Source organism: Streptomyces sp. NPDC004838, assembly GCF_053600955.1.
The window spans coordinates 1-12,260 of sequence record NZ_JBSGAW010000064.1; the positions used below are offsets into that span (position 1 = coordinate 1).

Annotated in this window: 10 protein-coding genes; 4 read left to right on the forward strand and 6 right to left on the reverse strand. The window is 68.7% G+C overall.

The window, feature by feature from the left end; genetic code table 11:
• Positions 1–143 precede the first annotated feature (143 nt).
• Both ACWEFL_RS35735 and ACWEFL_RS35740 read left to right on the forward strand, forming a co-directional pair.
• Positions 144–998 carry a hypothetical protein gene (locus ACWEFL_RS35735; protein WP_451721211.1) on the forward strand — a complete coding sequence of 285 codons (855 nt, stop codon included), beginning with the start codon at positions 144–146 and terminating at the stop codon, positions 996–998.
• A 48-nt stretch (positions 999–1,046) separates the two neighbouring features.
• Complete coding sequence (locus ACWEFL_RS35740; RefSeq protein ID WP_451721213.1) at positions 1,047–2,096, forward strand: ATP-binding protein; 1,050 nt, start codon at positions 1,047–1,049, stop codon at positions 2,094–2,096.
• Between the two features lie 64 nt (positions 2,097–2,160).
• On the opposite strand, the gene ACWEFL_RS35745 is transcribed toward ACWEFL_RS35740, so the two are convergent.
• On the reverse strand, positions 2,161–4,719 hold the full coding sequence (locus ACWEFL_RS35745) for a Helicase associated domain protein (RefSeq protein ID WP_451721215.1): 2,559 nt from the start codon (positions 4,717–4,719) through the stop codon (positions 2,161–2,163).
• A 35-nt stretch (positions 4,720–4,754) separates the two neighbouring features.
• Here ACWEFL_RS35745 and ACWEFL_RS35750 point away from each other — a divergent pair, with 35 nt between their 5' ends.
• Positions 4,755–5,900, forward strand: a complete 1,146-nt coding sequence (locus ACWEFL_RS35750; RefSeq protein WP_451721217.1) for a hypothetical protein — start codon at positions 4,755–4,757, stop codon at positions 5,898–5,900.
• 408 nt (positions 5,901–6,308) lie between these two features.
• Here the strand turns inward: ACWEFL_RS35750 and ACWEFL_RS35755 are convergent, their stop codons facing one another.
• Entirely contained in the window at positions 6,309–7,196 is an 888-nt protein-coding gene (locus ACWEFL_RS35755) for a hypothetical protein (RefSeq protein WP_451721219.1), read from the reverse strand.
• 1,105 nt (positions 7,197–8,301) lie between these two features.
• Positions 8,302–8,778, reverse strand: coding sequence for a hypothetical protein (locus tag ACWEFL_RS35760; RefSeq protein WP_451721221.1), 477 nt, complete (start codon positions 8,776–8,778; stop codon positions 8,302–8,304).
• 358 nt (positions 8,779–9,136) lie between these two features.
• On the opposite strand from ACWEFL_RS35760, the gene ACWEFL_RS35765 reads away from it, so the two are divergent.
• Entirely contained in the window at positions 9,137–9,973 is an 837-nt protein-coding gene (locus tag ACWEFL_RS35765) for a pentapeptide repeat-containing protein (protein ID WP_451721223.1), read from the forward strand.
• Between the two features lie 26 nt (positions 9,974–9,999).
• Here ACWEFL_RS35765 and ACWEFL_RS35770 read toward each other — a convergent pair whose 3' ends face one another.
• Genes ACWEFL_RS35770 through ACWEFL_RS35780 form a run of 3 tightly spaced genes read right to left on the reverse strand, consistent with a single transcriptional unit; the run spans position 10,000 to position 12,177 of the window.
• Positions 10,000–10,764 (reverse strand): TatD family hydrolase, encoded by a 765-nt coding sequence (locus ACWEFL_RS35770; RefSeq protein WP_451721225.1) that lies wholly within the window; start codon positions 10,762–10,764, stop codon positions 10,000–10,002.
• Entirely contained in the window at positions 10,748–12,019 is a 1,272-nt protein-coding gene (locus tag ACWEFL_RS35775; RefSeq protein ID WP_451721227.1) for a hypothetical protein, read from the reverse strand. The genes ACWEFL_RS35770 and ACWEFL_RS35775 overlap by 17 nt, the downstream gene beginning before the upstream one ends.
• Positions 12,016–12,177 carry a hypothetical protein gene (locus tag ACWEFL_RS35780; protein ID WP_451721229.1) on the reverse strand — a complete coding sequence of 54 codons (162 nt, stop codon included), beginning with the start codon at positions 12,175–12,177 and terminating at the stop codon, positions 12,016–12,018. Before ACWEFL_RS35780 ends, ACWEFL_RS35775 begins: the two co-directional genes overlap by 4 nt.
• Positions 12,178–12,260 lie beyond the last annotated feature (83 nt).

Sequence of the window (12,260 nt, forward strand, 5' to 3'; positions counted from 1 at the left end):
CCCTGTCTTCATGCACAGCCACGACAGAATCACCCGCCCCGAGGGCCACTTTCGATCACACCGCACTCAAGATCGATAGGACAACGTCTTCTGAGTGGCAGAACACGCCCCATCCTGAACTCGCCGACCCCTACGACGCGTACATGCCGCGCCTGACGCCGAACCAGATGTATGCGGCGTGCGTGGCGGTCGAGGGCTACCTGCCGATCCCGCTGACTCGCGAGGACTACCTCCGGCTGCTGCCGACGGCGTGGGTCGGGGTGAGCGAGCAGGGCATCCGGCTGCACAACCGCACCTACGACCATCCCTCCCGCGATCCGGAGAAGGGTCTGAACCCCTTCCGGCGTACCCCCTCTGACCTGCGGGGCAAGAGGAAGGGCCGATGGGAGGTCCGGTACAGCCCGAACGACCTGTCCCGGGTGTGGCTGCGCAATCACACGTCCAACGAGTGGGTCGAGGCCATCTGGGTGCACAGCCACGTGGTCGGGGCGCCGTTCACGCAGTTCCTGTGGGACATCGCCGTCTCCCAGCATCTGGAACGCGGAGGACGCGTCAGCGAGGAGGAGGCGATCGCCCACGCGCTGGAAGCGTTGCTGGAACGGGCCGAACGGGGGCCCGAGCAGGCCCGGCGGGTACTGGTGCCGGACGGATACACGCCGCTGCCCGAACCGGCACCACCACGGGAGTTCGACCCGTACGCGGGGCGCGATCCCATCGACTGGTCGAAGGTCCCCCAGTCCGTCGCGGACCCGGACGGCGATCCCCTCGGCCTGGACGACATCGGTCTGTACGGCGGGCCGGAAGGCGACGAGGGGCCGGAGATCGACTGGGAGCAGGGTGCGATGGCGCCGGATCCCGCACTGGATGCCTGGGCGCGTGCCGGCGGGGCGGAAGGCGGCGCCGGCGAGAGCCTCAAAGAGCGCTACCGGCAGATCTTCGCCCAGTTAGATCAGGCGCAGGATGCCGCCGGCACCGACGGCGACAGCAACGTCCTGTGATGGGCGCGGTGTGGACGAGGCACTGGCACGGATGGAGAGGGGAACGTCATGAAAATGGAGCTGACGGTCAAGGAGGAACGGCTGCTGCGCGACACGAGTGCGCCCGGGCCGTTACTGCTGGCCCCGCCGACGCCGTCGTGGCCTGAGGACTGCCATGCGTGGAAGGCGCTCGCTCAGTCGTCGCTGCACGCTCCGAAGCTGGAGGACAGCGCCCCGGAAGGAACGAAGGTCGGCAGTCTGGACCCGCGGCTGCTGTTCCACGGACATCTGCGCACGGTCACCACCCCCGCGATCGCCAAGGCGAAGCTGCTGGTGGCCGAGCAGATCCTGGCCAACCAGCAGCGTCGGCACGGCAAGGCCGGGATCATCCTGGATGGGCCGCGCGGAACGGGAAAGAGCACGGTGCTGCAGGCAATCGGGGTGCACTGGGAGCGGCGGCTGTCGGATCTGTACGGGCCGGACGAGAACCGCATCCCGGTCATCATGCTGAACGTGCCCCCGCCGACGCGCGGAAGCATGCGCAACTGGGCTGGCGCGTTCGCCCGGTTTCTAGGCCAGGAGCGGGAGAGCGGGGACCCCACCGAGTCGGTGATCCGCACCATGCGCAATGCGAGGACGCGACTGGTCCTCATCGACGGCATCGAGCGGCTGCGTACGGCCGCGGACGCGGAGCCGGCCCTTCAGTACCTGGATGTGATCAGCGAGGAGACCGGAGCGACGTTCGTCTACTGCGGGCGCGGCGCCCAGTTCATCGTCGACCCCCTCACCCGGGACAACGACACCAAGCTGGATCGCACAGAGCAGTTGCGGGGCGACCACATGGTGCTGCGTACCAGCCGGATGGGGTTCAGCGACGAGGAGTCGATCGTCTTCGCGCGGGTCATCGACCTGTTCGATACGGAGCTGGTGCTGTACCAGCACCAGAAGCACGATCTGCGGAAGGTGGCCGAGTATCTGCACTCGCGCAGCCGCGGCTACATGCGGTCGCTGTCCCAGTTGATCTGCCAGGCCGCGCAGATCGCAATCCGCTCGGGTGAGGAGCGCATCACGCTAGAGGTGCTGGAGAGGGTGTCGCTCGGCCGTGTCGTGAATCTGTGACCGGCAAGCCAGGGGGTGTGGCGGTTTCGGGTGCGGCTCGGTTTCCTCGCGCGGTTCGGCGGCGTTATGCGGGCGGCAGCCCAGGGCGTTTGCGGGCGTCGAGGGTAGGGTCCCAGACCATGTGCAGCGCTTCGAGGGCGCGGCGTTGTTCTGGGGTGAGGACTTCGGGGTGCTTGCGGCACTGGTGGATCCACTCCCCCAGCGCGAAGTCGGGAGCGCCCTCGTGACCGGCCGAGGCGGGTTCCATGTGGCGGCGGGGGACGTCGAGGTGGCCTTCGCGGTTGAGGAACTCTGCGGCGTGTCCGAGGGCCGCGTAGAAGACGTGGAGTTCGGGGTCGTAGGCGCGGTCGTAGTACATGCCGCCGGGCAGGGGCGGGATGCCCAGGTTGATCAGCAGTTCCTGCTGGCGTGGCTGGAGCTGGAAGAACTGCAGCCGCTGAGTGAGGACCCAGTTCACGATGGCGTGGAGTCCTGGTCCAGGGCAGGTGGAGAGCACGGCGGGCCTCCAGCCAGTGGTGGCGACGAGCGTTCGGACGCGGACGTAGCGGCGATGCCAGTCTGTCCAAGGCGAGTTCCAGTCCGGGTCGATCGCCTCGAGCGCCTGACGGTGCTCGTTCAGAAGCCGTCCGGTCTTGGCTTTGCGGCGCTGGGCGGCCAGCCAGGAGCCGACCGGATGGCCGCCCATCTCCTCCTTGACGGGTACGCGGAGGTCGCCGTGCGCGGCCGCCCAGGCGCGGGCGTGTTCGATCATGGACTCAAAACTGCGGGTCGACGGCGCCCACATCATGCCCAGAGCGTCCAGGGCCTGCTTGTGCTCGGCGGGCAGGCGGCCCATGAGATGGCGCAGGCGGAGGTTGGTCACGCACTCGCCCAGGGCAAAGCCGTCTGGGTCGATGTAGTCCGCAGGAATGTCGAGGTGTCCGAAGGCGGTGCGGTAGCGGTGGGCGGAGGCGTGGGACTCCTCCCAGCTGCCAGTGGCCGGCACGGTGATCTCCAGGCCGAGTGCGCGGGCCAGTTGCGCGGCCCGCTCGGGACGGGCGTAGTAGGTGGCTCGGGCAGAGGCGGTGCCGCTTTCCCTGCGGTCGGGCAGGGCGATGCGGTCCATGAACGAGTCGTCGTGGGCGCGCAGGGCCTGCAGGAGGGTGAGGAGATTGTCGAAGGCGGAGTTTTTCAGCAGGTCGGTGGTGTTCAGACCGTGGCGGAGGTAGACCGGGATGACCAGGGTGGTCTTCTTACCCGCGCCGGGTGGTTGGCGCAGGCCGCGGCCGATGGCCTGGATGGCGTCGATGACGCTGTAGCGGGGGGCGGCAAAGACGACGGAGTCGACGTCGGGCATGTCGACTCCCTCGTTCAGGACCCGCACGTTGGACAGCACCGCGCATGCGCGGTCGGGGTCGGCGAAGTCCTCCAACAGGTCTCGGCGCCAGTCGCCGGGCTGTTCGCCGTGGATAGCCCGGGACCACAGGCCATCGATACACAGTTGTTCGCCGACTTCCTGTGCGGTGGTCGGCAGGGATTCGGCGAAGGCTTCCGCGAGCGCGACGCGGTTGTGGAAGACCAGGACGCGGCGCAGCCCGTATTCGGCGATCGCGCGCAGGACAGCGACTTGGATCGCAGCGTTGCGCAGGCCGTCGTGGTGGGCGGTGTTGGCGGGCCGGCGGGCGGCGAGGATGTGGTGGAGGTCTGCGTCGTCCGCGATGGGCATCACAACCTGGTAGTCGGCGAGGATGCCCCGCTCGATGGCCTCTGCCATGCCCAGTTCGAACACGGTCGGGCCGAAGATATCGCGGTGATCCATGGTGGCGAGAGGGATGCGCTCCATGAACGGGAGAAGCTCGTTCGGGGCCGGGGCGACCCAGACCCGAGGCGTGGCGGTCATGTAGAGGCGGATCTTGGCGGGGACGGCGGCGTCGTCGTGGATGGTGCCCCAGCCGTCGCCGAACGCGGAGCAGGTGCGGTGTGCCTCGTCGATGATCACGAGGTCCCAGGGCGGCAGCCCGTACAGCTCGTGGGCGTCGCGGATGTGGTGGAGGGAGCCGTAGGTGGAGAACACGGTGACCGGGCCGGTCGTGCGGGCGGCCCGGGCAATGGCCCGCGGGTAGCGGCACATCACGGCCTCCGCGGGGGCCAGGCCGCTGTCGGTCTGGCTGAGGGAGCAGACGCCGAGCGCCAGCCCCGTCCGGCCTGCCTCACGCCAGCGCCGGATGGTCTGGGTCACCAGGGCCTTGGTCGGCATCAGCACCAGCACGGTGCCCTGCGGTGCCAGCCGCTGCGCGGCCTGCTGGGCGACCAGCGTCTTGCCAGTGCCGCAGGCCGAGACAACCGTCATGCGTTTCTCACCGGCTGCCGCTGCGGCCTGAATGGCGGCCAAAGCCGCGACCTGGTGCTTCCTCAATTCCACGACGTCTCCGTCCCCCTTCTCGGGGCGGCGCCCCTGCATCGGAATCGCGCGGGAATGTACTGGCCAAGCCTGCCTGGCCGGAGGAGCTTCGAAGAGTTTCGGCCAAAGACGCGGCCCGCGCCGACGGGAGCGGGCCCGTCGCCTTGCGCGGCTGGACGGCCGCCGGACGTATGCGGGCTTACTCGTCCCGGCGTAGGGAGCGGATGCCATGCCCGAAGACATCGCCCTACTGCAGGGGCGGCTAGGGAGGGAGGTGCGTGACAGTGGTTCATGCTGGAAGCACCGCGGCAGGCCGGCCTCGACGGAAGAAGACCTGGCAGTCGGCGCAGCGGCTGGGACTGTCGGTGCGGTTCATCAGCGGGGAGTCGACCGGGTCCTACACTCGACGCCTGGCGGACGCCAACGGCATCCCTGACCAGGATTTCTGGTCCATGTTCGGCACGCCGCTGCGCAAGGCCGGTGTGCCCGGCGATCCTCGCTACGGCGACGGCTATCTCAATGCAGCCGCGCTGGATCGGCTCGCTGTGATGTCGGGCCGCACGGTCGGCGAGCTGCAGTCCGCGCTGCCGAACCTGCGCGCGAACCGGCTGCTGACCGCCGCTGGCGAGCCAGTGTGGGACTGGCCCTGGGACACCCCCGGCTGCTTCCTGGTGCGGGTGTGCGAGCTGTGCGCCCGCCTCAGGGGCACCGGCCTGGACGCGTACCTGGCCAGCGAGGCGACCTGGCAAGTGTGCGCCCGGCACGGCCGCTGGCTGGACAACCGCCGCGAACCGAGAACCAGCGCCATCCCTCTGTCCGCGCTACCCGGCGTCGTCAACGCCCACCGGCTGCGGCTGCAGCTGGAGCGGCGCCTGGGTGCAGGCGGCCGCGCGATGTTCGCGGACGCCTACACCATCACCTCGTGCTGCTGGAACATCCCCGCCCTGAACGCGCCAGTATGGCAGGCCCGCAGACGCGCGCTGGGACGTGCCGGGCGTGACGAACTGCGCGTCGCACCGCTGGTGTTCTACCCGGAGGCGGTCCGCCTCGCGACCCTCCTGGCCGCACGGGAACGACGGCGACTACGCCGCACCTTGACCCGGCAGGAGGACCGGTCCTGGCTGGAGCGGGTCGCGCTGCTGCTGGACGAGTGCGGCATCCCGGTAATCGAGGGCCTGGACGTGGTCGCAGTCTGGGCCGGCCAGCATTCCCTTCTGCCGCGGCCGAGAGACTGGGCTCAGCCTGCAGCGGAGCGGCCGGTCCGCGGCCGTCTCCGTCGGTTGCCCCTGCATGCCCCGCACACTGGCCACACGCTGGAGGCGACTCTCGGCGAACGTTCCTGCCTGTCCTGGAAGCTCGGCGATCTGATCACCACTGAGCTGGCTCCCGCGCCCCAGGGCTGGACCCTAGGCGGTCGTGCGTGACATCCATGCGGCCGTTGGCGTGCCAAATGATCCAGGCGCCGATGTAGTCGGCGGACTGCCGCCTGCCGGTATCCGACACGTCCGCTGGTCCTGGCCGGACGGTTCCCTTCGTGCCCCGCCGGTCGTGGGTGCGTCCTGACCTTCCCTCCGTAGCGGTCAACACGGCCGTTCAGGAAGAGTGGACGAGCGACCTCCGGCCCGTCATCACCGAAATTGGTCTGCGTGGGTGCAGCAACGTGACGCTCGAAAGAGCAGCGTGCTCGTCGGTGCGGACGACGACGACCGTTTGCGCGTCCGCAGCCTGGTTGGGGTGGGCGACGCGGCCCGCTCGGCCTACGCGCGCGGAGTGCGCTCACACACGACGCCGCGCGGGGAGTCGGCGGTGCGTGAGCGGGGCAGCTGGCGGCGTCATGGTGCCGCGGGTGGCCGCGGCCCCCGGCCCGTGCCCGGCGGAAGAGGTGTGACGTCGAGAGCCCTCGCAGGGCTCAGCAACTCCTGTGCGACGGCAGGCGGCACGGCCAGGGTGACGGAACTTCCAGCCCAGTCAGCGGTGGCCTTGTAGGCCGCGATCGCGGTGAGCTCCCACGTCGACAGGGTCTCCACCATGCGGAACCCTTCCTCGTCGCGCCCGATGGGAGGAAGCCGCACGCTGACCGCTACGGTCGCCGCGCTCAATCCGGCGCTGTGAGGACTCGGAGGCTGCAGGCGTGCGTCCCTGTCGTAGTAGGCATAGTCCGGGCTGGTATCGCAGTTCCAGTCCTCCCTCTGCCGCCACGCCTGCCAAGCCTGCGCCAGCTGTGCGGTTGGCTGCCCACTCTTCTGCAGAGCAACAGCAGCCTTCTCGACCGTGGCCGTGTCTATTAGGGTCCGCTGTTCCTCACACCGGCGTTCGGCGTAGGCCGCGGCCCGCGACAGCGATGGACCCGTCCATCTAAGCAGCCAGGGGTGCGCCAGCAGGCCGTTGGTGGTTGCAGACAGCAGAAACTGCAGGCTGCGCCAGTGATCACGGTTGAAGTCTGATCTGAGGAAGTCCGGTACATAGTCCGTTTCTTCCCGGTTTTCTGCTTCGTCGGCCTCCTCATCGAGAACCTCGCAGAGGCCCACCAGCTCAAAGACGGCAACCGCAAGACCGTCGTCAGCAGCCGCAGGCTCCACACAGCAGCAACTGCACATACGGGATGCGATGTCCGCACCGAAGCGAACACGATGCGTTTCTCCAGGGCCGACGCCAGCCTGAGCACGGCATGCATGATTGCTGTGCACGCGCCTGTCGTCCTCCCAGGTAACCACATCCATCAGCCGCCCGTAGAACCTGTCAACTGGTACACCGCACCGGCCGATCCAGCCGACCGGAACAGAATCTGCTAATGCGCTCCGCACCTGCCCAGAGTAGACCCGCATGCCGCTGCAGGTGGAGGAACAACGGCAATGCCTCGATCCTCGGCCACTTGCTCACGCCTCCCCCGCTGGTTCGGTCGCCCGGCGCCCGGCTGGTCCTGAACATGATGGGGGTGAGCCAGGCGCCGTGGCCGACCAGCTCCGGCTGGAGGACCTTCAGGACGAGGCGTTCCCCTGTCTGGCTTTCGACGAGGATGCGGATCGTCGCATCGGGTCAGCCTGCCGCTCTGGTTCGGGTGCTGGGCGCCCGCCGAGGAGGTTCTTCAACCACAGGTCGCCGAGCGAGTACTCCTCGAGCCACGCCTCCTGTGCGGCGGGATCCGGCCGCCGCAGCTGCGTGGAACCGCCGACGCGTTTCGGCGACAACGAGTTCACCGACGTCAAACTGGTCGAGCAGGGTGACCGATGGCCACGAGGACCTAGTCTAAAAGCCCGCCAGCCATCGCCGGCAACCGCATCCCCGTCGTGGGCATAGCCTTGGCCTGGGCTGTCAGCGCTCGATCGACAGCGGCACGCGCACGTAGCTGGTGACCCCGGCATGGATCGCGGGTCGATGCAGTCAACGTCGGCCATCGGCCCGGTGGTGACAACGACGTCGCCGGTAGTAGCGACAGCGCGCTGCCATGTGTGCTCCGACGGCAGGGAGCCGTCGTAGAGGTAGCTCGTGTCCGGGAACCGGATCACGAGGGCCTCGCCGGGCAGTCGCAGCTCGGCGCTCCAGCCCGGGTGCGCTGGCGGGTAAAGAGAGACGTCGTAGTGAGCCGCTGTCCACCCGCCCGTCATACCAGGAACTCAACGGCGTTAGGGATCTCGACCTGGTCATGGGCATCGCGGACCTGCAGAGTGTGGGGTTGCAGGATGAAGATCGCTGCTTCGTCGGCAAATGCCCGCTCGCCGCCTGGAGTTGCAACTCGGCGATGCCTGGGAGGTGGGGCGGCAGCGGGTGTGGTTGCTCATCACATCTCCTCTTGTCCTCTTGCACGTTCAGGGGTGCGGCCCGGGGTCACTGGTAGAGGAAGTCCGTCGACCACCGGGACAGGCCGACGACGAGGGCGACAGCGGTGTCCGCCGCTTCGCGGCGCTGTGCTGCTGTGCAGTGGATGCAGACGGTGTCCTTGATCCGCCCGTGTGCGCCGTACTGCCGCGCCAGCGCACGGAAGGTGGCCGAAGCTCGAAACTGGACGTCAGGCGGCTCGTCGCCGGCGACGAGCTGTGACGGGATGCCACAGTACGTTTCGGACGTGATGAAGCAGGCCCAAAACACCAGCTCCAACGTCGCTCGCTCATCACCCGCGACACGGTCCAGCAGGGCAGGCCGACACTGCTGGCAGTCATCCAGCGTCGCGTAGGTCAACTGGTCCAGTAATTCGGGAAACGGCGCGGTCAGTTCGCATGTGAGGTACGCCCGGGACGGCGGGATGAACCGCAGCCTCTGCGCCGCGGCATCGTGCCGATGGTCGGCGCGGCTCGTCTTCTCCATGGGCTCTCCCGTAACAGGCTCGCTCCCTGGCACCACGGCTCATCCTTCCGGACCTTCACGCCCCGGCGGTGGGAAAGTCACGAACCCGCCGTGCGGTCGCAGAGCTTCCGGTAGGAGGCACGAGCGGGCCCGGCTCTCCGTCGACCTCGACGTCACGGGCGCCTACACCGACTCGCCCGCGCCTTGGGCCTGCGCCTCCTGCACGCCGACCGCCTCGACGTACTGCTGTACGCCTTCGGGACGAACTACGCCAAGGGCACGATCGAGTGGCGGCACGTGCAAGGTGGTGGCCACCTTCCGTATCCCGTACGCCGCTTACAGTCGCCCCCGAGGGGGTGGGCGCGATAGAAACCAGGGCATGGGGTTGAAGAAGGTGTGGTCGGCCGTGATGGCTGTGCTGGGCGTGGTCGGGCTGGCGGGGCTGCTGGCCCTGATGTTCACTCCTCTGAGCCAGCGCCTGGCACACTGGCTGGCCGGACGGGACTGGTCGTCGATGGACGCCGCAGCCCGCTCTGCGGCGGTGGGGCAGGTCCGGCTGGCCGTGGTGCAGGCCGTTGCGGGCGTCGGTGCTGGCATCGCCCTGCTCTATACCGCCCGGTCCTACCGGCTGAGCCGTCGCGGGCAGGTTACGGACCGTTTCACGAAGGCGCTGGAGCGGCTGAGTTCGGCTGAGCCGTATGTGTGCATCGGGGGTGTTCTGGCACTGGAACAGATCGTCCAGGATGCCCCTGACCAGGGAAGGCATGCCGCGCGGGTGCTGAACGCATTTGTGCGCCGCCATACGCAGCCTGCCGGTACGCCGGACGGTCTGGCGTCCGTGCAGCTTCCGGAAGAACCCGACGAGATGGTTCAGGAGGCGCTGCGGGCGCTCACCGCACCTGGCTCACGGCGTCGAGGAGGTTCCTGGCCGCCGGTCGATCTCGCGGGGCGTCATCTCGCGAAGGCCCGCCTGCCGGGAGCTGACCTGCGGGGAGCTCTTCTCAAGGGGACGACGCTCAAGGGCGCCGTTCTGTGTCGGGCGCGGCTCGACGGTGCGGACCTGACGGATGCCGATCTGGTGCGGGCGGACTTGTCCGACGCACGGGGGCTGACGGTCGAGCAGGTTCTTGAGGCCCGCGGTCTGCACGACTGTGTGCTGCCGGAGCCCGTGCGCAGTGATCCCCGGGTCGTGGAGCGTGTCAGCCGGGGTGAGTGACGTCGGTAGCTTACGAAAGGTGCGTGTCAGGCTTCCAGAGTCCAGTCCGCGACGTGTTCGGGAAGCCTGTCCAGGACGTGTGTGCGGGTGGTCAGTTCGCGCAGGTTCTGCCAGAAGCGCCGTCTGACCTGTTCTGGCGTCATGCCGCGGAGTTCGGCGAGCCGTTGTTCGAGCCGGTCGATGTGGCCCGGGCGTGATGCGCCGGTGGTACGTCGGCTGGCCGGGAAGTCGGTCTCCGGCAGCAGACGTGTCAGGGGCAGGGAGGTCAGGATGTCCTCGGGCATGGCGGCGTTGACAGAGAAGTAGGCGCCCAGGCCGATGGCGTGTCGCCGCTCGGTGGGGCTGCCGAGGAACCAGTGCAGGATCATTCCGGGGTGCGGCTGGTCGGTCAGCAGGTCGAGGAGGGGGCCGGTGCGTCCGGTGCTGTGCAGCGACAGCAGAACGGGCTGGTCGTGAGCGGCCTCAAGGATCTGGGTGAGTACGGTGCGTTGCCGCTCGAGGTTGCCTCGGCGGTCGAGGCCGACTTCCCCGATGAGGCAGCTGTTCCGCAGGGTGGCACGGAACTGCTGCCGATCGAAGGCGTCGAGCGCTTCAGGAACGCCGGGGTGTACGCCGGATCCCCATACCAGGCGCGCGTCACGGCGCCGGCAGGCGCGGTGCGCTTCGGCCGGGGTGCGGGTGACGGCGAAGACGACGGCTCCGTGCAGGGCATCGATCTGCGCGGGGGTCACATCGGGTGCGATGTGGGCGTGGCAGTCCAGCGGTGGCAGTTCGTCAGGGAAGGGGGACATGATTCAGCTCCTGCAGACCTCGTTGGCACATGTCCACGACGGCGTCGAGGTCGGTGTCGGGGGGAAGTTCACCGCCGGCGAGAATGTCGGTGTCGTCGATGCCGCGGACGATGGCCTGCCGCACGTCGTGGACGTCTTTACGACGGCGGTCCAGCAGCAACTGGTGTGCTGCGCCGGTGAGGTGATGAACGAGGTAGGTGGTGGCGTCGTGGTGAGGGCCTGCGGTGAATGATCCCCTGCGGACCAGGCAGGCCAGGCACAGGCCGCAGTTGAGGGTGGGGTCTCCGCCGGGATACCAGTTGCCGTCGAGTTTGCTGCACGAGAGGGTTTCCGCCCCCGCCTGCAGCAGTGGCTCCCCCGCACGGTCACAGGCCCGTGCCAGGAGCTGTCCCTTGGTGAGGTAGGCGTAGGGGTTGGCCACAGTCACGGGGATGTCCAGGCTTGCCAGGAGCTCGTTGATGCGGGCGAACGTACCCGGGTGGGTCGAGCGGGTGGACAGGGCGCCGCCCCGGGCGGCGGTCAGGGGCGGGTTGATGCTGGTGAAGCCGTTCTCGGGGACGGTCACCCGCGGGCTCGAAGCGCCGGCGGCGACCGCTGAGGCCAGGGCGGCGAACAGCAGGCTGCGGCTGCGTGAGGAGGATTCCGCGGCGGTGTGGGTCTGGCAGAGTTTCACGCTGAGGTGGCGCAGCGGCTGCCGCGCACGGTCGTTGAGCCAGGCACTGGTGTGCTGCTGGGCGTGGCGGATGATGGTGCTGCCGTCGTAGTGGCTGAGGTGGATGCGCTCTGCCGTGTCACCGAGATGGTCCGCGGCGCCGCACAGGGAGTCGAGTCCGCCGCTGAGGAGCATCACGTCGTCGGCGTCGGGCACGGGTGCCGGGCGGCGGCCGCCGGGGGCGGCGGGTACGGCGTGCAGCTGCCAGGCGTCGCCGGTGAGCCAGGACAGCAGTTCTTCGGCGAGCCGGCCGGACGCAGCGTTCCAGGGGTCGGGGGCGACGGTGTGGACGGTGAGGTCGATGGTGCGCGTGAAGGTGGTGGGGCGACGGGCACTGCGGTCGGCGAGGTAGGCGGAGGCGGCGATACGGACGAGGTCGGCGGCGGCTGCCGGTGCGGGGCCCAGGAGGTCGAGGTCCCAGCCGAGGGTGCAGGTGACGGTCGGTGTGGGGCTGTCGGTACGGGTGCGGGGCCAGTGCAGGGCCCTCGCGGAGGGCTCGTGCTGCTGTCCGTCATGCGGCAGTACTTCGTAGGCGGTCGTCATGAGCGTCCTGCGCGCAGAATGCGCAGTGCCTCCCTCGTCACTCTCGCTGCTGTGGCGGTGAATTCCTTGACGGTCATGCGTCGCGTGTCGGGCACCGAGATGTGGCGTACTTTGCGCTGCAGCCAGGACCGCAGCCAGCCCTGTTTGGGGTCTGTCAATCGAATGGTGTAACGAGGTGGTTGGGGTTACTGGCGGGCTGCGGAGAGGCGGCCGTCGAAGGTGATGTCGAAGGCGTTCAAGG

Bases quoted from the DNA above. Each gene is read 5' to 3' on its own strand.
- ACWEFL_RS35735 (WP_451721211.1), top strand. From the start codon at position 144: ATGCCGCGCCTGACGCCGAACCAGATGTATGCGGCGTGCGTGGCGGTC.
- ACWEFL_RS35740 (WP_451721213.1), top strand. From the start codon at position 1,047: ATGAAAATGGAGCTGACGGTCAAGGAGGAACGGCTGCTGCGCGACACG.
- ACWEFL_RS35745 (WP_451721215.1), bottom strand. From the start codon at position 4,719: ATGTCTTCGGGCATGGCATCCGCTCCCTACGCCGGGACGAGTAAGCCC.
- ACWEFL_RS35755 (WP_451721219.1), bottom strand. From the start codon at position 7,196: ATGGATGTGGTTACCTGGGAGGACGACAGGCGCGTGCACAGCAATCAT.
- ACWEFL_RS35760 (WP_451721221.1), bottom strand. From the start codon at position 8,778: ATGGAGAAGACGAGCCGCGCCGACCATCGGCACGATGCCGCGGCGCAG.
- ACWEFL_RS35765 (WP_451721223.1), top strand. From the start codon at position 9,137: ATGGGGTTGAAGAAGGTGTGGTCGGCCGTGATGGCTGTGCTGGGCGTG.
- ACWEFL_RS35770 (WP_451721225.1), bottom strand. From the start codon at position 10,764: ATGTCCCCCTTCCCTGACGAACTGCCACCGCTGGACTGCCACGCCCAC.
- ACWEFL_RS35775 (WP_451721227.1), bottom strand. From the start codon at position 12,019: ATGACGACCGCCTACGAAGTACTGCCGCATGACGGACAGCAGCACGAG.